The sequence below is a fragment of the Neolewinella persica DSM 23188 genome (assembly GCF_000373105.1).
Lineage (GTDB): Bacteria > Bacteroidota > Bacteroidia > Chitinophagales > Saprospiraceae > Neolewinella > Neolewinella persica.
This window is the reverse complement of the sequence record NZ_KB890435.1, coordinates 1-20770: the sequence shown is the minus strand read 5'-3', so window position 1 is coordinate 20770 and position 20770 is coordinate 1. Positions and strand designations below refer to the sequence as shown.

Below are 20770 nucleotides of genomic sequence, written 5' to 3'. Positions count from 1 at the left end.
ATTGATCAGATGAGACTATTCACTTTTTTAATGGTTGCCCTGCTTTCGGCAACCTCTAGCCCCGCCTACAGCCAGGCGGGAGCCACCTCAGAGCACCCTACAGTTCAGCCTACCATAATGGTGATTCCTTTTGCTAAAGAGGAAGAACAATTGCGCACGGTATTGGAAAACGACGCAGCCTTGCGCGTAGCCGTAACTAAAGTAAAAGAAGGTTTTGATGACCGGGGGTATTCTACCATCGATTTCCGGGCAAAGCTGAACCAGTTAAACAACGATCGGGTAATGGAAATGGAAAACGCTACTTCCTTAAAGCAGGAAGTGATCGAGCTTTCCGGTGCAGACATTTACGTGGAGGTGGAAGTGCAGAAAACCCGTACGGGAACCGGCAACTCTGCAACCGTGGTGATGACTGCCTATGATGCTTTTTCGAGCCAGTCTTTAGCTAATAAGGTGGCATCATCGCCCAAATTCTATACGGATGATTATGGGAAGCTGACGGAGCGGGCACTTGGAAATACGGTAGAAGAATTGTTGAATACGATTCAGCTTAAGTTTGACGATATCGTTGAAAACGGACGGACGATTACCATGAGCATAACCTTTGATGTAGCGTCTGATAAAGATATGGATACCGAAGTAGGCACAGGTGGCGACTTACTTTCTGATAGTATTGAGGATTGGATTGCTGATAATGCTTACGAAGGATATTACCACGTTCAGGGCGTAACGGCTACCAAGTTATTGGTTGATGCCATTAAAGTCCCGTTGAAAGATGAGAACGGCCGAAACTTCCGGGCCTCCCGCTTTGCGGGACAATTCCGGAATCATCTGAAGGCACTTGGGCTGGAGGCTACCCGTGACGTTCAGGGAAACCGGATTTTTATTACGATTCAATAATTACATGAACGGTATGGTAGTGCTTAGATTCCTGCTTCTTTTAACCTTACTCTGCACCTGCGTCCCCGCCCAGCTTCAGTCCCTTTCTATTTTAGTAAAAGAAGTGGAAGTGCCGGCAAGCGAAAATCGTTCATTGGCAATTGAACTACGCGCCCTGATACAGGTGCAAATAGACAGCCTGACGGAGAGCCAGCAGTACGGTTCTTTCTCCTGTAAACTTAATTGGCGAGTAACCGATGAGCGGGCGATCATGGGGATGGCCAAAAAGTTTATCCGACGTTTTGTGCTAAAAGCAACTTTCTATGATGATGCACTGGGAAAGGAATTTGGAAGTGTTGCGGTTACAGTAACCGGAAGTGGATCGTCCAAAGCCGCCGCCGCATTGAATGCGCTGGAAAAACTGGAGGAGCCTCAGAAAAAGCTCGCCCAGGCAATCATAAGCGCGAAGAACGACCATCAGAATGCTACCTCAAACTGTTCTGAGCTTCTCCCATTAATGGACCAACTGATAACCGAACGCCGGACAGCAGACCTCCTGGCGCTAAGCAACCATATTGGGCCCACCAATACTTGCCACGGAAAGGTAAACACGCTGACTGCAGAGGTTTACCAAGAGCAGCAGGCGCTTGAATGCAGCCAATTGATCCGGGCAGCTAAGTTGCAATTGGTGGCTGGAAACATCGCTGGCGCCAGCCGTATCCTTTCCCGCCTTGACCCTGAACTGAGCTGCGACGAAAAAGCTGATGAGCTGGTAGACCAGCTGGTGGAGAAAGCAACCGCAGGGGAGTTGCGACCATTAGACTGGCATTTGCGCTACCGCAGCAATAATTATGACCGGTACGCTGCGCGCAGGTACATCATCTCTCAGCTTGTCCTTAATTCCGTACGATATGATTAGGAAGGTTATCTGTTTACCCGTACTGTTTTTGTCGGCTTTTTTATTCGGCCAGACGGTTACGATCAGCGTTGCTGAAATTGAACATTTTGATCCCTACTTTGAAGAAAGCGGGACGCTCATCTATGATTTTTTGCTGAGAACCACCGCCGCACAGCCTGGTCTGAAGCTGGTCGAGCGTAGAGCGTTTGATCAGGTTGTAGAGGAACAGGAGCGACAGAAGAACGAAGGCTTCATGGACGGCGTAACTGCTGACCAGGGAAAAATGCTGGGCGCACTGTTGCTACTGAGCCCGCTATACGATCGGGATGCCGGCCTGCTTCGGCTTGAGTTAAGGAACCTGGAAAGTGGGGAGATCAGCTGCGTTCATACCTACGCTCTCGAAACCTATATGGCCAACTACGAACTAAATGACGAGCTCTGGCCTTTGCTGGAAACGGATGTTACTGGTTGTCTGGAGCCTCTACAGAAATCCATTCCGGCCCAAGTCGCAGAGGTACTGGAAGAAAAAGGAGGGAAGGCCCGCCGATTACTCTGCTTTACTGAAGACATGGGAAGCCTGAAGAAAGGAGATGAAATAACGATATTCCAGATCATCAGGAAAAAGGTTGGGAACAAAACGGTTGACTACGAAGCGTCGGTCGGCCTGGTCAGGATTGATGAGATAGAGAATGACAATTTTTTTAATGTTTCGGTCAAGGATGGCGGAAAAGAGATTGTCAGCCTATTGGCCCAAAATATTACCCTTTATGCCAAATCTTAAACCATTCAGCGGAGGCTTATTTCTACTGATTTTATTGTTGTCTTTGCCGGTACTTCAGGCCCAGGAGTTTAATGCAAAAAACGATATTCTCGGTAAGCCATTTTCTGCCTTTGTTGGCCTTTTACCCGTAGAAGGACTTGAATATGCTCCGGGCCTGGAAAGAGATCCTTTTGAAGCGACTATCAGTAACCGGGTACAGAAATTCCCCGGGGTTGCCCGGGTCGTTGCCGAGAAAAATTTGAATCGGATGCGTGTTACTTACGGAAAAAATGCGCAGCGCATTTTGACGAAAAATGAGAGCTCGCACTATATGATTCGGACGGTTGTTGAGGATGGCGGAATACTTTACCGCAAAAACCTGGATGGATCGCAAGGCAAAGAATATATGCGTTACCTCGATGTACGCATCTCCATAATTAACCTGGCTACTTCACGGGTGGAATTCGTTACCCGACTGCATGCCGATTCGCGTTCAAAAATGAAGGAAGCGATTGCGGCACATGAAAAGAACCCCCGGACGACCATTGTTACCTGGGCGCTATACGAGGCGCTTTCCCACGCCGTTGGCGAACAGGTGAGCCCTTTCTTTCTACATCCCGTTCCGATTTTGAAATTCGTGGACGGTGGCAAGAAGTATCTCGACGGCGTTTATGTCCCTTCTGTTGGCTTTGGTAAGGATGTGCCAGGTAAGGTGGAGATTTTTATTGTCACGCAAGCATTGAATACGGAGTACGGAAACTTCTTCGAATTTAAACGCGTTGCGACCGGCCTGTTAGTGAAGAAGACGGCACGAAACTCCAGAATCCTTTACACCATTGGCTGGGGGAAGAAAAAGATTGAGGAGGAGATAGCTGCCGGAGGTACCGTGTATATGTGTAAAGACCTTGATCTACTGCAATGATGAAATTAAAGATTATTCTTCTCCTCCTGGTCGTCAATTGGCTGGGCCAGGCTAAGCTTATTGCTCAGTCAATGGCACCGGTGAATCTGGTCGTTAGTGACGTAACTACCGAGGACAAATCAAAGGAAGGGGCCTACAGATTGATGCAGTCCGAGATTATTCGCCAGGTGAGTCAGGCCAGCCACCTCTACAATATTGTAGAGCGGGAGAACTATGATGCGATCATGAAGGAACGGGGCCGGGCAAGTAAGAACCAGGACGACCCTTACGTAAGTAGCATACTGAACGGTGCGACCCTGATGGTGGAGTTTCAGATTAAAGAATATTTTGAATCCTGGGACTCTACGAAGATCAAAGGTTCGAAGGAGCTGGTGAACCCTTACGATTATCGGTTGACCCTCGTTCTAAAGTATCAACTTAAGGTGGTTGACCTGGAAACTTCTGAAGTTTTGGGGGTGGTAGATCTGGAAGCAAAAGGCAATCCGGACATTGTCAACCATAAGGAGGTAGAAATAGAAAAATTTGGCCTTCGCCGATCTGCCGGTCATTACTTGCGTCGGGCAGTCTGGAACCTTAACCGGCGGCATATTCTGCAGCTGGTTAATCCTAAAATTCCAATACTCGACCTGGCTGGAGACAAAAAAAAGGCCCATACGCTTTATTTGTTGGGAGGAAAGAAAGCTGACCTGCCTAAAGGTGCTGATCTACGCGTAATTGAAGAGCAAACGGTTGTAGTAGGCGGGCGGGAAGTACAACGAATGGCGACCTTAGGTATGGCCAGGACCGGGATGGGGAAATCCCGGGATATAACCCGTTGCAGTGTAGAGAAAGGAGGAAAAGAAATCTTACAGGCCTGGGCGGCAGATAAGGTAAAATACGTAATGCTTAGTGAAGACGTTGAGTTCCCCACCACGTGGTTCTCGACGCCAAACAGGCAATGATACCGTTTAAGCACAATAGTTTATGATGATTCGATTGCGTTCTATCCTACCGCTCCTGGTGTTAATAACGGCCTCTTTGGGCCTGAAGGGGCAACGACCAACAGAGTTTGACCTGTTTCGGGAAGCCATGATCGTTCCCATTAAGACTATTGTAATTGAGCATATAGATTCATTAACGGCTAACCAGGCAAAGTACAACCGGGAAGAGGCACACTTTAAGCGGTTGGTGGGTAGCTCTATGCTCCAAAATTATGATTGGCAGGCGGCCCACGAAGACTTAGTCCGGCAAGCATGTCCACCGGATAGCCTGGGCGTTGCGTTAGCCGTACTCCGGAAGATGAAATTTTACGACAATCGTATTAGTCAATGGGGTAGGGCGGCCAAGGCAGGTAAGGCGCTTTCCGATATTCCTTTGCTCCGGCGCATTTACGATCAGCATTCCGATGAGTGGATAAGAAGGAGGGCCAACGAATCATGGCTGACTTCTCTGCTCCAACCGGAGTTGGTGCGCCGTCAGCTACTCTTCCACCTTCGTACGGATAACTATAGCGGCTTGTATGTCAGAGGAGATATTATCTCCAGGCCTTCACGAACTGATCTACTATTTTGGAATAGGAAGCGTGACGGCTCCCGGCCAATTGAACACTACATTAAAATCTCTTCTGAGCAGAGCAGGAAAGCGGATGGAGGTACAGCAACCGCTGGCGGGAGTATTCCTGACGCTGACATTTTTACGTCTTATCCGCAAAACGGGCAGTTTGCCTTTTATGCCAGGGAGCAGCGAACGCATGAAGGCTTCTTACTTTTTAAGCATTACCAGGGGGGACTTCGGAGCCCGGCTAACGATGGTCGGTTGTGGATGAAGTGGAAAAATCAGACCGGAGAAGTGGTGTATACCGATGTTGCCGCGGAGTCCGGAGACTTACTCCAGTATGGTATCCCCGTAACGTTTCTGGAGGAAAACAAGGTGTACGAAATGTCCTTGGTAGACATTGATCCAAACGCTTTAGCTAATGAACTTAATTTTTATGCAAAGAAGTCGGTCGCAGACATTATCAGTAAAAACGTACGGCACCGTGAAGTAAAGGGTCGGGAACCTGCAGAGCAGCTCTTTTTTCGGGCTTACTTCCGCACCAGTTCCTTCTCCTCTTTTTATGTGAAAATTATTGCGGCACAATTGGAAGCCGGAGAAGACAACAACACCGTTATTATACGAGGAAGCGAGGGTTTTGCTGCGGAGGATCAAAACGGCCTCAATGGTATGCTTGCGCTGTGTAGCATCCGGCCTAACGCTTCCTCTAAGGCAGAAGGAGTACTTAGCACGGCATTAGGACGCGACGTCCAGCAGTTTCTGCACCATCCTAATCTTGAGTACGTTGCTTACCTGGAAGCTAATCGTGGCAGTCTTAACATCGATAGCCTGGTCGCCATCGAGTTTTTGCCTTATGCCGAAAGGGCTAAGAAGTATCGTAAGCTTAACTATAAAAATGAAAAAGGCGCCAGGCGAAGTGCTTACTCCAATAGTAGTCTGAAAATGCCCGCCGTACCCCGGGAAAACTTTAGCTTTGACTACGGAGATGACCAGCCCCAACGGATTACGGAAGCTGACTTTTTGGCTAAAACACCTCCGGTTGTTCCTCCGCTCATCGGGACTTATCGATACATTTTTCAGGACCAGGCCAACCTTGTTCTGGAGGAGGTGCGCGGTATGGTGGCAGCACGGATACCGGCTTATGCTGAGGTCTTGCAACGCCTGAATGCTTTGGCCCCACAAGCAGGGCAGACGGGCAATTTTACCGCAGTGGTCAGCCAAATTGCCCCGTCGAATATCCAGAAGCTGGAAACCTTGAAAATTCCCGGGTTAGAAGACGTAAAGAAAATCGACGTAAACGTTAGTTACAGCCTACCGGGAAGGACGAGGATGACTACGTCTTATCGGTTCAAATGGGAGGAATAGGTGCTGATCCCTTACTCACTCACTTGCTTAGGCAAAAATAACTGCATCCCAGTTCCGGGTTGAATGCCGTGCAGGTGCCCCATAAGGTCCCGGTCAGTAGTGATGAGGTGCAGGTGGCCATAGCTGTCGAGGTCGGTAAATATACCCTGATGGTGGACACTGAAGAAGCCTACGATCTCAACGTCACGGTCGATTAGCCGGTAGCTTTGCTGCCCCGTCAGGGCTTCTTTGGGCTCACTTGGGAATACACCGTTGGGCAGGTTGGCTATGTGAATATCGGCTTGTTTCACCCGGCCGCTTAATCGAAAAACTAATGGTCTGGGTTTTGAGGTCGTCATCCGGTCAACATAATCGAGTAGCTGTCGGTAGGTGCGCACGGAAGGGGGAAGGGTAAATTCTTGCCAGTCCGTTTGGTGGGTGTAGACGAAGTAAGGTGCCTTAGCCGAGAAGGTCTGTTCGACCTTCATCTCTTTTTGACTGATGACCCGACTACGGAACGCTTGTCCGTCCAGAACGAGCAACTCTCCCTGCAGGAAGGCCGCTGGCCCGAGGCCGTACAAACCCTCACGTTCGCTGATGGTGTCTAGTTGAATCTGTCCCTTGGTTTTACCGTCATACAGAACGGCCCGCATGGAACCGGCAACGGTAAGGTTGCCATCGTCCCGGGAGTAAGTGGGGGGCTTACGGTTGGGATCGCAGGAAAGGAAAGTCAGGGTCAGGAAGAAGAGGAGGAGTAGCTTCATTAAATGATTAATGCAGCTTTTGAGGTATTGTTTTGTGGGTAATGAATGGAGTAGGCAGCTTTTAGTTAACAATTAGCCGATAAGCTTAGTAAAGGCCTCCCGGTACCCATCGCTGACCGGCAACCAGGTCTCACCGATCACCACCCGCCGCCGCTCCACAAAAGTGATGGCCGGGAGGGCAACGAAATGACTCCTATGGATGCGGCAGAAACGATCGGCAGGCAGCCGGGTCAGGAAGTCGGTCAGGTTCTCCAGCGTCAGAATTTTGTTGCCATCGGCCAGGTACAGTGTGAGGTAGTCGCCGGAGGAAGAACCATGCGTGAGTTCATCGAGTTGCAGGCGGAGGGTGCGGGTGCCGGATTTGACGAACAGGGAAGTTGGGGCCGGGGCAGCGGTTGCTGCAGGGGATTGCTTGACGGCGGCTTCGCCAGACGTTGCTTTAACGACGGCGCGACAAAACCGATCATAGGATATGGGCTTGAGCAGGTAATCGATCGCATCGAGATCGAAGCCCTTGAGTGCATGCTCTTCGTAGGCGGTGGTGAAGATGACTTTGCACTGGCCACGCACGAGCCGGGCAACGTGAAGCCCGTTGAGCTCTGGCATCTGGATGTCGAGCAGGAGAAGGTCCGCCGGGTTATTGCGCAGGTGCTCCAGTCCGTCGATGGGGTTGGTGAAGGAGGCGGAGAGGGAGAGCTCGGGGTGCTTGTTGACGTAGGCTTCCAGGAGTTTGATGGCCAGCGGTTCGTCGTCGATGATGATGGTTTTCATGGGCGGTATGGTGGTGGATGGGGAGGGCTCTCCGGATCACGCGGCTGACTCCGTCAGCTGCTCCATCCGGGGTCAAAACGATTGGACGCCTCCGGCGTCAGCCGAGGAGCAATGTCGGCTTGTTTTTTGATCGGTTGGGAAAGCACTAATTCCACCACGAAAAGGTCTCCCTGAGGGCCAGCGCTCAGTTGATGCAGGCCGGGGTAGAGTAGGGCCAGCCGCTTGCGTACGTTGGGCAAACCGATGCCCCCGACCTGGTCTTTGGAGGTAATGTTAGTCCGAATCAGATTCTTGACCCGGAAAAACAGGGTGCTTCCATCGGTACTTTCGGTCAGCGAGAGCTGTAGCGGATGACTAAAGTCTTTCAGGTCACCGTGTTTGAAGGCGTTCTCCACAAAGGGAACCAGCAGGAGCGGGGGGAGCTTCCATTCCCTGGTGAAGGGACCAACAACCACCTGCGGCTGTGCCAGCCCGTCTACCCGAAGGCTCTCCAGATGAAGGAGGTCTCTCAGATAGCCGACTTCCCGTTCCAGCGCTACGGAAGGTTCCTGCTCGTAAAGGGAATATCGGAGCAGGCCGCTTAGTTTCTCCAGGGCAGGCAGTGCCTGAGGTGAATTGGTGTGGACCAGGGCGTAGAGGTTGTTCAGGGTATTGAACAGAAAGTGAGGGTTGACCTGAGAGCGGAGGAACTTCAACTCCGTTTCTTTCTGGAGTATCATGGTTTTCTGCAATGCGGTGGACTTGTGTTGGGACAGCTGGACGAAGTAGTAAATGATGCCCAGGGAGGTAAACAGTATGGCGTAGTAAAGATTGTCGAGCAGGTAAGCCCCCCAACTCATGTTAGGGTTGTAGTTGCCGTGACCAAACAAGTTGAGGATGACTACCTCTTCAAGGAAGGATCGAAAAAACATGCAGCCCATCGCCAGGGTCGCCAGGGCCGGTAAAAGAAGATACCACCGGAAACGTTCGTATAGAAAATAGAGCAGTAGGTAGGCGGCCAGGCTGTAACTGAAAAAGGCTAACCCGGAAGATATTTTCAGGGCGGCCATATGAGGATGACTCCATTCTGCAATCTCCTGCTGGATGGCATCAACTTCAAGAAAATCCCGAAGCCGGATCGCAATAAGGAACACGCCAAGGTACCAAAGGCTCAGGGTCCCGATACGGAGGGGCATTTTATTGATCGTTTGCATAGGCTAAAATTAAGCCGTCGGCCAGCATGAGGCGGAATGGAATCGGTGAATGGTCAGGTTTGATCGGTGAATTTAGGGGGATAACTCACAGGAAATACAGCACGGTTCACCGATTCAGGTTGGTACCGGGGAGGAGAACCCTGAAGATTGCAGTATTGAACCACCAAACCAGTGAACCATGCGTAGTTTTCTAACCCTGCTTCTTTTAACTTTAATCTGCACCAGCGTCCGCGCCCAAAAAATCCCTGACCTCAATACCTTCGACCCGGATGAAATTCTGATCGGGAAGGACAAACTGCCTAAAGTACTGCTGGTGGGCTCCTTTCATTTCAACTATCCGAACCTGGACAGCCACGTTACTTCCTCAGAAGACCAGGTCGACGTGAAAACCGCTGCCAAACAAGCAGAATTACGGGAATTACTCGATTACATCGCCCGCTTTAAGCCCAATAAAATCGTGGTGGAGCGCCGTAGCGGAAGCACCATAAATGATACGTACCAAAAGTACCTCGACGGGAAGCACGAACTTGGTAAGGGCGAGATCGAGCAGCTGGCCTTCAGGCTTGGTAAACAGTTTGGTATCGACACCCTGATCCTGGGGGATGACCGGACGCTGTCCAACTCCCTGTACTGGCACAAAGATTCCCTGGTACTCCGGCCGCTGATGGACAGCCTGTTTACTGCCAATGACCCCACGTCGGATACCACCATCGATAAACGATACTTTCAGCTTTATGACCTGGAAGACAAAATGGATGCGCGGGCCGAACTTTTGGAGGTGTTTAAATACATGAACAGTACCCACCGCATCAAACGCGGACATGGCCACTATCTGACATTCGACAGTGATGAATCCCCGGATGCCCTCGCCATTTGGTGGTACAGCCGCAACCTGCGCATTTATCGGAAAATTCAAAAAGCGACCACTTCTCCCGATGACCGGATCATGGTTCTGTTCGGTGCTGGGCATCTGGGGATCTTACGGCAGCAGTTCGAGAGTTCCCCGGCTTATGAGTTGGTGGATTTTGGAAGCCTTTAGTGGTCTGTTGGTCGTATTGGTCTAAGGAAACGATTGTACCAATAGTCCAATAAGGCGAGGCCGCAGGTACAAGCCAACATTTTCAAAAAGCAAAATCAACTACCATGCCCCGTTTTCTAATTCTTTTATGCTGCTTAGGCGGTCTATCCCTTTCCGCCCAACGCCCTCAGGTATCCGTCCTCGGGCTGTTGCACCTTCATAACCCCGGCCGGGATGCGGTGAATGCCGACGTTGGCGATATCCGTTCTCCCCAACGACAAGCCGAATTAAGGGAGGTTGTTGACCTCGTAGGCCGCTTCAAACCCACCAAAATCGCTTTCGAATTTGCTAAAGGGGATACCCTGTGGAGTGACTACTACTACCAGGCGTGGCTGGAAAACCGCCTGGAAGAGGTGATCGATCCGGAAGATGAGTACCTGCTCACCAGCGAGATTGTCCAATTGGCCTATCCGTTAGCCAGAGCGGCGGGACTGGACCACCTTGACCCGATCGATGCCTTCACCTCCTTTCCGCTGGACAGTGCACTGGCCCATGCTGAAACCCACGGACAGACAGATGAAGTCGCTGCCTTCCAAAAATACCTCGGTGGTATGCAGGTGGCGTTAGATTCCCTGGTTCAATTGACCGTCCCGGATTTACTGCGAGCCGTGAACTCCCGCTTTTTTGGGGCCAGTATGAATCAGGCGTTTTACCTCCGGCACCTCGTCGACCTGGGGCAGAGAGACGACTATCCCGGTACCTACGTCGTAGAAGAATGGTACGCCAGAAACCTCCGCATATTTACTAATCTGCATCGAATCATGGAACCTGAGGACCGAATCCTGGTCCTGTTTGGCGCCGGGCATAAAGAAATACTCGACGACCTGATTCGGGACCGGGTGGATTGGGACTGGGTGGATAGCTCCGGATTGCTTAGTAAGTAGAGTAAACGAAACCTGAACAACGACTTCCTTAAAACCAAATATTATGTTCGAACGCCTCTTATTCAGTACCATACTTCTGGTAGCCTCCTTTGCGATATATGCGCAGGATAGTCTTGACGTAGCAGCATTGCAGGACCATACGGTTTATTTCACCCTGAAGAATAAAGAAATACACGGTCCTGGAGCTGATTTTTTACGACAGGCATTCGTCGACCACCAATACGTCCTGCTGGGAGAATACCACGATTCTCCCCGTATTTCGGAACTCACCACGGCGTTACTTCCGCTTTATTATCAGGCTGGCGGACGGCATCTTGCCCTGGAGGTGGGGCCAACTTCAGCAACAATACTATTGGACTTTGCCGCTACGCCGGAAAGAACGATGGAACGAATACGAGACTATAACAGGAAATATATTTTACACGGCGCGAAGCGTGATTACTACCCAATACCTTTTTTCTCCAACCGGAAGGATGCAGTGTTTCTTGCGGAGGCTGGCAAGTTAAATCTCCAAATGATCGGGCTGGACCAGGAGTTTATATTTGGCTACCTCGCTTTGGTAGACCATGCCTTTACTAAGCTCCCGGAGAAGCGACAGCGTGGACTCCGAACCGATTACCGTCGTGTGCGGGATACCCTGAGCTTGTATTACGAAAAGGAGGTCGATTATATTGACAAGCGGACGGAGGAAGGAAAACGATTCATTAAGTTACTGCACCACTCCGCTTTTGTGAATGGCTTTTTGGACAATATGGCATCAGTCTCACCGGAAGTAAAAGATATTATTTCCTTGATCCGGCAATCTGCTGAAATTTACCGGCAATCGGGTTTACGTCACTACTGGCGATCTAATGAGTTGCGAACGGAAAGCTTCGTGACTAACCTTCGGAACGGACTTCAAGCAACCGATTTTAAGCTCCAGTCTGACAAGTTACTTGTAAAGATGGGCGGGCTACACACCGCAAAGGGAAAAAACAACTACAGCATGTTCGACGTTGGGAATACCCTGGCAGAATTGGCACGATTTCATGGGAACAGCTCCCTGCATACGGACGTGCTCTCCCGCTACCACCAGGGAGCTGATGGTGAGATCACCGATGAACTGGCTGACAAGGAATCCTGGTTTGCAAAGTCCTTTGGGGACTTTATCCAAATGGGGCGCAAGGAGGAATGGGCCGTCATTGATTTACGCGGTTTACGGGATAGCTTTTACTACCAGCAGAAATTTGAGGTAAACGATCGGATCAGGGAATACTTTGACCGGTATGACGTGGTGTTAATTACGCCCATGGACGTGGAGGGGATAAAAAACAACTAATATCAAAAAGGAGGAAGGTTTTTTAAAAACCCTTCCGACAGATGTCTCAAGGGGGCGAATAAAAAGGTAAGGAGAGACGTACTTTAGGGCTCGTTAAGGAATGAATACTTGTACTGCTTACTATTCTTTGGCGAGTTGTTAAGTGATCAAACCAACCCGAATTCGTATGAGAACCTACTTGAGAATCTTCTTTTTATTAATGCTTTCTGCAGGCTTAGCGGCCCAGGTCACCAAAATCAAAGACGCCGGGCCCGACGACAAGCGGATCAACTTCGTCATCCTGGGAGATGGTTATACTTCTGGACAGCAAACGGATTTTGCGGATCATGCAGATAACATCACTACCGACTTCTTTAACGAACCGCCATTTTTACAGTACACCAATTTCTTCAACGTCCACGCATTAGAGGTGGTTAGCCAGGAAGGTGGTGCAGACCATCCGGGAACAGCAACAGATGTGAACGAGCCGGTCTTTGCCGTTTCCACGGTTAATACCGCACTTAATGCGCGCTTTGATGCTGGTAATATTCACCGTTTATTGGTCGTGAGCAATTCGTTGGTTTATGCTGAGTTAGCCGCGCATTATCCGAATTATGATCAGGCAATTATCGTGGTCAACAGTCCCTTTTATGGGGGATCCGGTGGTGCAACAGCAGTAGGTAGTGCGCATTCCAGCGCTAGCAACCTGGCGCTCCACGAAACCGGACACTCCTTCATGAACCTGGGCGATGAGTATAATTCGGGCAACAATAGTGAACGGCCGAACATTACGGCTCAGTCAAACGCCGGCAACACGCGCTGGAACGACTGGGTCAGTATAAACGGAGTAGGGGAGTTTTCCAGAAACGGTTCCACTTTCAAGCCAGTAGATGGCGAGTGTATGATGGAGCTTCTAAGTCGCGGTTTCTGTTCCGTTTGTCAGGAACAGACCATCGAGACCATCTACGAAAATGTAAGTCCACTGGAAACGACGACCCCGGCCACCGCTGACGTCGATTTTCTCGGCACTGCGCTTGATTTTAGCATCACCAGTGTTAAACCCGTCCCCAACACGCTGTCTTATACCTGGGAGCTGGACGGACAGGAAATTGCTGCGGGAGTAGAGAGCGTCACCATTTCTCCGGCGCAGATTACCACAGATAACCATACGCTATTGGTACGCGTCACCGATGAGACGGCGCTGAGTTTGAAAAACGCGAACTACGTGTTCACCTATGAGTGGACGATCGTAAATGAGTCTCTCCCGCTGGAGTGGGTAAGTTTTACTGCCAGGGCTGAAGATAAGATCAACCGTCTTGATTGGCAGATAGCAGACCCGGAGGGCAGCAGCCACTTCCTTGTAGAACGGTCTGCCGATGGTGCAGCCTGGAAAAGCCTGGACCGTGTTCCGTTGACTGGGAATGAGTCCTATATATACTACGACGAACTCCCTTTGGTAGGTTCTAATTTTTACCGGGTAAGGGCGGAAGATTTTGATGGTACCCTGACGGACAGTCCAATTCGGAAAGTCGTAAGTGTCGCGCGGAACTACTTCAAGGTCTGGCCAACGGTTGCTTCCGACCAGGTCAACGTTGCGGTTTACGGCGAGCAAGCTGGCCAACTGGAGGTAACTGTTTTCTCTGCGGATGGCCGGCAGGTATTGCAGCAAAAGGCGGTCGCCGATCAGGGCTGGAACCAGACTTCTCTCAATTTCTCGCCCCTTGCGAGTGGAAGTTATACTATCCGGGTAGTTTCGGGCACAGAGGTGCATACGCAGCGGGTGGTTTTACGTTAGTTCATAGTTCAGTAACCGATAGTTTATAGTAGCTACCGCTCTCACGAATGAAGGGAGCATTTTCTTACGACAGCTACTATGAACTACTGAACTATGAACTATAACACTAATAATGCGCGGCCGCAGGTGCAAGAAAAAAGTAAAAAAAGCAGGGTAGGGGGACCGTTACCCCGTTTGGCAGCCTCCCCGGACGTATTTTTGTAGTATGAATAGTATGCTTCTGAAATTTCCTCCTATCCTTGGCGGCAACGGTGATGCTACCGCTTACCTGGTGCTCGCGATCATCATTGCGTTGGTGGGCGGCATCTTTTACTTCGTTTATCGGATGCTGCAGCAAGAGCCGGAGTAGCTGTGCATGGTTGGCCATCAACCATTATCTGGACCACGTCCCGACGACCCTCAGTATAAACGCCCACTTTATTGGCCGCACCTCCAAAGCACATCGTAAATCACGCGTTTTGGCCAGTTCTGGACTTAAGAAACCTACGCCCCAATAACCAGGTGGTACAGTAATGAATCTGCCGTGTGGACAAAGAACGAACGGACTTATAAATTGGGCTTGGTTAAAAGAAAGATTCCACTTACCTTTGCGCCCCAATTAATAAATACATTCTTAATGTTTGCAATCGTAACCATAGCCGGTCAGCAGTTCAAAGTTGAGGAAGGTCAGGAGATCTTCGTCCACCGGTTAGAAGCCAATGCTGGCGATTCTGTCAGCTTCGACAATGTACACCTCACCTCTGGTGACGCGGGTGTATCTGTCGGCACGCCGAACGTAAAGGGTTTCTCCGTAGGAGCAACCGTCATTGATCACGTGAAAGGCGACAAAGTCGTCGTTTTCAAGAAGAAGCGCCGTAAGGGGTACCGGGTAAAGAACGGTCACCGCCAGCAATTCACGAAGATCAAAATTGATTCCATCGCAGGCTAGTCACGGCCCGCATTCTAAATGTGTTGCCTTAACGGGGAGCATTAATAATTAACCCACTGACAATTAGCGTTGTCAGTGCCATAAATAAAATACCATGGCACATAAGAAAGGTGTAGGTTCTACCGATAACGGCCGCGACAGTAATAGTAAACGCCTTGGCGTTAAGCTCTTCGGCGGTCAGGTTGCCAAAGCCGGTAACATCATCATTCGCCAGCGCGGTACTAAGTACCACCCCGGTGAAAACGTTTACATGGGCCGTGATTTCACGATCCACGCTAAAGTAGACGGCAACGTCGCTTTCCGCAAGAGTTTCCGTAACCGCATGTATGTATCCATCGTACCTGCAGGTGCTGAGGCTCCCGTAGCTGCCGCTCCGGCTCCGAAGAAAGCTGCTGCCCCTAAAGCAGCGCCGGCTCCAAAAGCAGCTCCGGTTCAGGCCGTTGCTGACGTCCCTGCTGAAAAGCCAGCCAAAAAGGCTAAAGCTGGAAAGATCGAGTTGCCTTCCGGCAAGAAGATCAAGCAGGATGATCTGAAGGTTGTTGAAGGCATCGGTCCTAAGATCGAAGGTCTCCTCCACGATATCGACATCAAGACCTGGCGTGAACTCGCAGAAGCTCCCGAAGCAAAGGTGCAGCAGATGCTAGACGACGCAGGTCCCCGCTACCGCATTCACAGCCCATCTACCTGGGCCAAGCAGGCAGCTCTTGCCGCTGACGCCAAGTGGGCAGAACTGGAAAAACTCCAGGACGAACTCGACGGCGGTAAGGAGGTGAAGTAATTCCCTCTTTGACGTAATGTCTTTTAGAAAGCCCGGTTGAGCAGATGCTTGACCGGGCTTTCTTTGTCGCTAGGCTTCGGTTGCTGTGGTCGCTTCGCTTCCTGTTGCAAGGGTTGCAGTGGTTGCAGCTACCGCACAAGGCAGCTCGCTCCGCTCGTGACCCTAGCAACCTGCAACGGGAGCGCAGCGACCCTGCAACTCCTGCAACGGGAGCGCAGCGACCCTGCAACTCCTGCAACCGGAGCGCAGCGACCCTGCAACTCCTGCAACCAGAGCGCAGCGACCCTGCAACTCCTGCAACCGGAGCGCAGCGACCCAAGCAACCTGCAACCGGAGCGTAGCGACCCTGCAACTCCTGCAGCCGGAGCGCAGCGACCCTGTAACTCCTGCAACCAGAGCGCAGCGACCCTGCAACTCCTGCAACGGGAGCGCAGCGACCCTGCAACTCCTGCAACCGGAGCGCAGCGCCCCTGCAACTCCTGCAACCAGAGCGCAGCGACCCTGCAACCCCTGCAACGGGAGCGTAGCGACCCTGCAACCCCTGCAACCGGAGCGCAGCGACCTGCAACTCCTGCAACCAGAGCGCAGCCACCTGCAACTCCTGCAACCAGAGCGCAGCGACCCTGCAACCCCTGCAACGGGAGCGTAGCGACCCTGCAACCCCTGCAACCGGAGCGCAGCGACCTGCAACTCCTGCAACCAGAGCGCAGCCACCTGCAACTCCTGCAACCAGAGCGCAGCGACCCTGCAACCCCTGCAACGGGAGCGTAGCGACCCTGCAACCCCTGCAACCGGAGCGCAGCGACCTGCAACTCCTGCAACCAGAGCGCAGCCACCTGCAACTCCTGCAACCAGAGCGCAGCGACCNGACCCTGCAACCCCTGCAACCGGAGCGCAGCGACCTGCAACTCCTGCAACCAGAGCGCAGCCACCTGCAACTCCTGCAACCAGAGCGCAGCGACCTGCAACTCCTGCAACTTGAGCGCAGCGACCCTGCAACAAAGAAACGCCTGAGGCGTTTCATAAATACCACACGATACCCCCAATTCTGGTTGACCCTACAGTTTCTATAAATTGGGAAGTGACTTAGGTTTGTCTAGGGCGGGCCTCAAAGCCTTTGACTTGTCAGGCTTCCGACCTTCGGCGTGAGCCGAAAGAAGGACAAGGGGATTACCGAACCATACCAGCTATCCCAACCATGTTTTTTTCGAGGAGTCAAACCGCTCCGGCGGGGTCGTGTGGTACTTTTTCGCCCTCCGGGCGAACTTATTAAGTTGTTTGCGACGTTACCCACATCGCAGGCAGTCTGCTTGCTGAAGGGCAGCGTTATCTTTTTTGTTAAAGTTGTTACTTTATTTTGTCGCTAGCGTCCTAACCGGGCAGCTTACCTGCAACTACTGCAACTACTGCAACTACTGCAACTACTGCAACTACTGCAACTACTGCAACNCTGCAACTACTGCAACTACTGCAACTACTGCAACTACTGCAACTACTGCAACTACTGCAACATTTTTAGTACCTTTGCACCAAATTCCGATGAGCGGCGGCAACGAGCCCCGTGGATTACTGTCGGTCTTAGCGTCATGTTGGCGCATGATTTTCTTTAAACCTTTGATCCTGAGCGTGTTGTAATCCCGCTGATCTCAAGGTTCTCCCCGAATTACCATATGAGTAATAATCGTTCCGGTGGTGGCACTAGCCGCCCCAATTCCCGTCGTAAGAAATCTAACGGCGGAGGCCCTAATCGCGGAGGCGGTGGTGGCCAGCGTGGCGGTGGTCGTGACCGTCGTTCTACCCATGTTTACAAGCCCATCGATGCGGAGTTGATGGTCCACGAAGCCGTTCCTATGAAGTCGGTCGAATACATCTCTAAAACGAAGTACGACGACTGGGACATTCACCCTAAACTCAAAATTGCTATCCGTAACGCCGGGTGGGTTCGCCCCACCCAGATTCAGGAGGAGGCCTTCGCTTCCATCGTTGACTTGCGTGACGTGATGGGTATCGCTACTACCGGTACCGGTAAGACTGGTGCCTTCCTCATCCCAATCATTGATGCGTTGCTTAAAGACGAACCTTTCCAGGTACTTTGCCTTGCGCCAACGCGTGAACTGGCCCTGCAGATTGAAGATGAGTTCAAGATACTTTCAAAGGGTACCACCTTCTCTTCCGTCTGCCTCATTGGCGGTCGTAACATCAATACCGATATTCAGCGCTTGAAGCGGGACTACGACCTGATCGTAGCCACACCCGGCCGTCTGAAGGATCTTTTCCAACAAGGAAAAATCAAGCTCCAGGAAGCTTCCGTACTCATCCTCGACGAGTTCGACCGGATGCTCGACATGGGCTTCCAGAAAGACGTAATGTACCTCGCCGACCAAATGGGCGAACGTGACCAGACCCTGCTTTTCTCCGCTACACTGGACAAGACGCAAAAGAAATTACTCGATCACTTCCTGACCAACCCGGTCACTCATGCCGTCAGCAGTGGCGAAGCCAGTGCTGAGCACATCAACCAGACTGTCCGCTACGTTAGCGGCGACGAGAAATTCGATGCGCTGATCGAGCTGATGAAGGAACCTGAACTGAAGCGCGTACTGGTTTTCGCCGAAACCAAGCACCGCGTAAAGAAGGTTACTAAGAAGCTCAACCAGGCGGGCATCAAGGCAGATGAAATTCACGGCAATAAAAGTCAGAATTACCGCCAGAAAGCGCTCAATAACTTCAAGAACGGTAAGATTAAGGCGCTTTGTGCTACCGACGTTGCCGCTCGTGGACTTGATATTGATGACATCACCCACGTCATCAACTTCGAGGCCCCTACTGACTACGATGTCTACATTCACCGCGTCGGTCGTACCGGCCGTGCAGGTAAAACTGGTGAGGCGATCACTTTTGTGGATAGATAAGACGAATCGTCTTTTTTATAGTCCCTTCTTCGGCCAAGCCGGGGAAGGGACTGTTTTTTTGAGGAGTAATCACTCAAACCAACAGAATTTATATAGATTTTTCAAAAAACAGGTATAAACCCTTATTCCTTAATCTCTTATTCGTAGCTTTGAGGGCATTTTGTTTTGTGGTGTGACCTCACCACTTCTTTTTTTAATAATCTCAGAAGATATGAAGAACGACTTTACCCGAATTGCTGCCATAATGGTAGCAGCCCTCCTCAGTTTTAGTTTGCAGGCGCAGCTTGCTACCTGGACTTTTGAACCTGATCCTGGTACCGCATCCCCAGCCACTGTTGCCACTAATGCTACAGCTGCTGATGCTATGTTTGGCCCTGGTGTTGGTAACATCGGTTTCGTAGGTGGTAACGGCCCCGGAACCGAAGCCTATACCGCAAACAATTGGCCTGCTGGTGGAATTGCCGGCGATAGCTACCTGGATTTTACCATTACCGCCGATCCTTGTTTTACCCTCGATGTTACTGACATCTCCTTTGATTTGGATCGTTCGGGGACCGGACCTCAAACATTTGAAGTTCTTATTTCGAACAATGCGGCTTTTGTGCCTAACCAGGTCTATGGTGGTTCCAACAGTTCATCTCTGGCTTCTACTTCCTATGAAAGCTTTACTTTTTCTGGTGCTTTTTCTGGAGAAGTGATCAAAGTAAGAATATTTGGCTTCAACTCAACTGGGACAGGTGGTACGCTGCGTTTTGATAATGTGGTGATAAATGGTACGGTCTCTGCTGCCGTTGATACCGAGGCTCCGGTTGTCACGTGTACTGAATTCGCCGAAACTTTCTCCAGATGTCCTGTCGGCCTTGGTCCTAATACCCCCGGGGCAATAGTAACTATCGGCATTGATAGCTCCATCCTATCTGCGGTCGGCGGTTCCTCAGTTGGTACCCTGGATTTCAGAAACGGCTGCGTTTCCGATAATTGTACCGATCTCGCTGATATTCGGCTTCAGGTTGTTTCTACTATTCAAGAGAACATCGTCCCCGGCTGCTCAACGGACATCCTCAATCGGTACGTTGCCCTGGATGAAGCCGATAACGAATCTGCTGACACGATCACTTTCCGTGCAACCATCATGTTTGATGGCCCCGCTCCAGAAATTACCTGCCTTGGTGACACCCTGGTGGATTGTGGTGCCTTCCCTGACATTGCTATTGACGAAGTAATGGCCACCTCAGGCTGTGGAACTCCTGTAGTGACGGCCACGGACACGGTAATCGTTGGTGATCCTAACGTAGCCGGTACAACCTATACGTTTACCTATACCGCTACCGATGGCTGTGGCCAGATGACTATGTGTGAACGGTTATTTACCGTTCAGGACACCATCACCCCGATCATCGTCTGCGAAGCCATCACGGTAGCCCTGGATAGTATGGGTATGGCGATGATCGCCAACGACGACGCTGTGGTCAGCATTGACGACAACTGTGACATGGACCCCTCCGGTCCCTTCACCATGGGCGGCCCTAGCGCACGCACTTTTGATTGTTCTTTCGCCGATTCTACCTTCCAGCGGACGGTGGTAGCCACCGACATGAGCGGCAACCGCGGCGAGTGTACTTATGACGTCACCGTCATCGACACCATCGCCCCGATCATCGTCTGCGAAGCCATCACGGTAGCCATCGGTGCCGACGGCACCGCCATGATCGAAAACGACGATGCCGTGGTCAGTATCGACGACAACTGTGACATGGACCCTTCCGGTCCCTTCACCGTGGGTGGTCCCATTAACGGTCGCACCTTTGATTGTTCCTTCGTTGGCACCACCGTCCAGCGGACGGTCGTTGCGACCGACATGAGCGGTAACCGTGGCGAGTGTACTTACGACGTTACGATAGTCGATGAAATTCCCCCAACCCTCGAATGCCCCGCAGAACTGACCGTCTACCTTGACGAAAACGGCGCCGACACCCTGCGCAACAACGAGTGGGACTTTACGGAACTGGACAACTGTGACATGAGCCTGCAGGGCCC

At 51.2% G+C, this 20770-nt stretch carries 18 protein-coding genes and 1 pseudogene; 16 read left to right on the top strand and 3 right to left on the bottom strand.

Annotated features, from left to right (window positions below; all coding sequences use genetic code 11):
* Positions 1 to 9 precede the first annotated feature (9 nt).
* Genes B036_RS0114325 through B036_RS0114300 form a run of 6 tightly spaced genes read left to right on the top strand, consistent with a single transcriptional unit; the run spans position 10 to position 6354 of the window.
* The gene (locus B036_RS0114325; protein ID WP_157472166.1) at positions 10 to 897 is read left to right on the top strand and encodes a DUF6175 family protein; all 888 of its coding nucleotides are present in this window, start codon (positions 10 to 12) and stop codon (positions 895 to 897) included.
* Between the two features lie 13 nt (positions 898 to 910).
* Positions 911 to 1795 carry a hypothetical protein gene (locus B036_RS0114320; RefSeq protein ID WP_157472165.1) on the top strand — a complete coding sequence of 295 codons (885 nt, stop codon included), beginning with the start codon at positions 911 to 913 and terminating at the stop codon, positions 1793 to 1795.
* Positions 1788 to 2555 carry a hypothetical protein gene (locus B036_RS0114315; RefSeq protein WP_020569412.1) on the top strand — a complete coding sequence of 256 codons (768 nt, stop codon included), beginning with the start codon at positions 1788 to 1790 and terminating at the stop codon, positions 2553 to 2555. The genes B036_RS0114320 and B036_RS0114315 overlap by 8 nt, the downstream gene beginning before the upstream one ends.
* A complete protein-coding gene (locus B036_RS0114310) occupies positions 2542 to 3456 on the top strand; it encodes a hypothetical protein (protein ID WP_020569411.1) in 915 nt (304 codons plus the stop codon). The genes B036_RS0114315 and B036_RS0114310 overlap by 14 nt, the downstream gene beginning before the upstream one ends.
* Positions 3453 to 4397 (top strand): hypothetical protein, encoded by a 945-nt coding sequence (locus B036_RS0114305; RefSeq protein ID WP_020569410.1) that lies wholly within the window; start codon positions 3453 to 3455, stop codon positions 4395 to 4397. Before B036_RS0114310 ends, B036_RS0114305 begins: the two co-directional genes overlap by 4 nt.
* Before the next feature lie 22 nt (positions 4398 to 4419).
* Entirely contained in the window at positions 4420 to 6354 is a 1935-nt protein-coding gene (locus tag B036_RS0114300) for a hypothetical protein (protein WP_026231993.1), read from the top strand.
* An 11-nt stretch (positions 6355 to 6365) separates the two neighbouring features.
* On the opposite strand, the gene B036_RS0114295 is transcribed toward B036_RS0114300, so the two are convergent.
* From B036_RS0114295 to B036_RS32125, 3 genes are all read right to left on the bottom strand, one after another.
* Positions 6366 to 7097 (bottom strand): acetolactate decarboxylase, encoded by a 732-nt coding sequence (locus B036_RS0114295; RefSeq protein ID WP_020569408.1) that lies wholly within the window; start codon positions 7095 to 7097, stop codon positions 6366 to 6368.
* 72 nt (positions 7098 to 7169) lie between these two features.
* Positions 7170 to 7868, bottom strand: coding sequence for a LytR/AlgR family response regulator transcription factor (locus B036_RS0114290; RefSeq protein WP_020569407.1), 699 nt, complete (start codon positions 7866 to 7868; stop codon positions 7170 to 7172).
* A 53-nt stretch (positions 7869 to 7921) separates the two neighbouring features.
* On the bottom strand, positions 7922 to 9061 hold the full coding sequence (locus tag B036_RS32125) for a sensor histidine kinase (protein ID WP_020569406.1): 1140 nt from the start codon (positions 9059 to 9061) through the stop codon (positions 7922 to 7924).
* A gap of 178 nt (positions 9062 to 9239) precedes the next feature.
* On the opposite strand from B036_RS32125, the gene B036_RS0114280 reads away from it, so the two are divergent.
* From B036_RS0114280 to B036_RS29415, 10 genes and pseudogenes are all read left to right on the top strand, one after another.
* Positions 9240 to 10100, top strand: coding sequence for a DUF5694 domain-containing protein (locus tag B036_RS0114280; RefSeq protein ID WP_020569405.1), 861 nt, complete (start codon positions 9240 to 9242; stop codon positions 10098 to 10100).
* Between the two features lie 104 nt (positions 10101 to 10204).
* The gene (locus B036_RS0114275; protein ID WP_026231991.1) at positions 10205 to 11023 is read left to right on the top strand and encodes a DUF5694 domain-containing protein; all 819 of its coding nucleotides are present in this window, start codon (positions 10205 to 10207) and stop codon (positions 11021 to 11023) included.
* Positions 11024 to 11066: 43 nt separating this feature from the next.
* On the top strand, positions 11067 to 12341 hold the full coding sequence (locus B036_RS0114270) for a hypothetical protein (RefSeq protein ID WP_020569403.1): 1275 nt from the start codon (positions 11067 to 11069) through the stop codon (positions 12339 to 12341).
* A 166-nt stretch (positions 12342 to 12507) separates the two neighbouring features.
* Positions 12508 to 14115, top strand: a complete 1608-nt coding sequence (locus B036_RS32120) for a M64 family metallopeptidase (RefSeq protein WP_026231990.1) — start codon at positions 12508 to 12510, stop codon at positions 14113 to 14115.
* Positions 14116 to 14320: 205 nt separating this feature from the next.
* Positions 14321 to 14464 carry a hypothetical protein gene (locus tag B036_RS33575; RefSeq protein ID WP_020569401.1) on the top strand — a complete coding sequence of 48 codons (144 nt, stop codon included), beginning with the start codon at positions 14321 to 14323 and terminating at the stop codon, positions 14462 to 14464.
* 267 nt (positions 14465 to 14731) lie between these two features.
* Positions 14732 to 15043, top strand: a complete 312-nt coding sequence (gene rplU / locus B036_RS0114255) for a 50S ribosomal protein L21 (RefSeq protein ID WP_020569400.1) — start codon at positions 14732 to 14734, stop codon at positions 15041 to 15043.
* A 94-nt stretch (positions 15044 to 15137) separates the two neighbouring features.
* Positions 15138 to 15821 carry a 50S ribosomal protein L27 gene (gene rpmA / locus B036_RS34565; protein WP_020569399.1) on the top strand — a complete coding sequence of 228 codons (684 nt, stop codon included), beginning with the start codon at positions 15138 to 15140 and terminating at the stop codon, positions 15819 to 15821.
* A 156-nt stretch (positions 15822 to 15977) separates the two neighbouring features.
* Positions 15978 to 16592 (top strand): hypothetical protein, encoded by a 615-nt coding sequence (locus B036_RS33950; protein WP_169435064.1) that lies wholly within the window; start codon positions 15978 to 15980, stop codon positions 16590 to 16592.
* Between the two features lie 899 nt (positions 16593 to 17491).
* Positions 17492 to 18733, top strand: a complete 1242-nt coding sequence (locus B036_RS0114240) for a DEAD/DEAH box helicase (protein ID WP_020569397.1) — start codon at positions 17492 to 17494, stop codon at positions 18731 to 18733.
* A 211-nt stretch (positions 18734 to 18944) separates the two neighbouring features.
* Positions 18945 to 20770: pseudogene (locus B036_RS29415) on the top strand (hypothetical protein); the annotation flags it as partial.

What these genes read in the sequence shown, in the direction of transcription:
- B036_RS0114325 (WP_157472166.1), top strand. Translation starts at nt 10, where the DNA reads ATGAGACTATTCACTTTTTTAATGGTTGCCCTGCTTTCGGCAACCTCT.
- B036_RS0114320 (WP_157472165.1), top strand. Translation starts at nt 911, where the DNA reads ATGGTAGTGCTTAGATTCCTGCTTCTTTTAACCTTACTCTGCACCTGC.
- B036_RS0114315 (WP_020569412.1), top strand. Translation starts at nt 1,788, where the DNA reads ATGATTAGGAAGGTTATCTGTTTACCCGTACTGTTTTTGTCGGCTTTT.
- B036_RS0114310 (WP_020569411.1), top strand. Translation starts at nt 2,542, where the DNA reads ATGCCAAATCTTAAACCATTCAGCGGAGGCTTATTTCTACTGATTTTA.
- B036_RS0114305 (WP_020569410.1), top strand. Translation starts at nt 3,453, where the DNA reads ATGATGAAATTAAAGATTATTCTTCTCCTCCTGGTCGTCAATTGGCTG.
- B036_RS0114300 (WP_026231993.1), top strand. Translation starts at nt 4,420, where the DNA reads ATGATGATTCGATTGCGTTCTATCCTACCGCTCCTGGTGTTAATAACG.
- B036_RS0114295 (WP_020569408.1), bottom strand. Translation starts at nt 7,097, where the DNA reads ATGAAGCTACTCCTCCTCTTCTTCCTGACCCTGACTTTCCTTTCCTGC.
- B036_RS0114290 (WP_020569407.1), bottom strand. Translation starts at nt 7,868, where the DNA reads ATGAAAACCATCATCATCGACGACGAACCGCTGGCCATCAAACTCCTG.
- B036_RS32125 (WP_020569406.1), bottom strand. Translation starts at nt 9,061, where the DNA reads ATGCAAACGATCAATAAAATGCCCCTCCGTATCGGGACCCTGAGCCTT.
- B036_RS0114280 (WP_020569405.1), top strand. Translation starts at nt 9,240, where the DNA reads ATGCGTAGTTTTCTAACCCTGCTTCTTTTAACTTTAATCTGCACCAGC.
- B036_RS0114275 (WP_026231991.1), top strand. Translation starts at nt 10,205, where the DNA reads ATGCCCCGTTTTCTAATTCTTTTATGCTGCTTAGGCGGTCTATCCCTT.
- B036_RS0114270 (WP_020569403.1), top strand. Translation starts at nt 11,067, where the DNA reads ATGTTCGAACGCCTCTTATTCAGTACCATACTTCTGGTAGCCTCCTTT.
- B036_RS32120 (WP_026231990.1), top strand. Translation starts at nt 12,508, where the DNA reads ATGAGAACCTACTTGAGAATCTTCTTTTTATTAATGCTTTCTGCAGGC.
- B036_RS33575 (WP_020569401.1), top strand. Translation starts at nt 14,321, where the DNA reads ATGAATAGTATGCTTCTGAAATTTCCTCCTATCCTTGGCGGCAACGGT.
- rplU (WP_020569400.1), top strand. Translation starts at nt 14,732, where the DNA reads ATGTTTGCAATCGTAACCATAGCCGGTCAGCAGTTCAAAGTTGAGGAA.
- rpmA (WP_020569399.1), top strand. Translation starts at nt 15,138, where the DNA reads ATGGCACATAAGAAAGGTGTAGGTTCTACCGATAACGGCCGCGACAGT.
- B036_RS0114240 (WP_020569397.1), top strand. Translation starts at nt 17,492, where the DNA reads ATGAGTAATAATCGTTCCGGTGGTGGCACTAGCCGCCCCAATTCCCGT.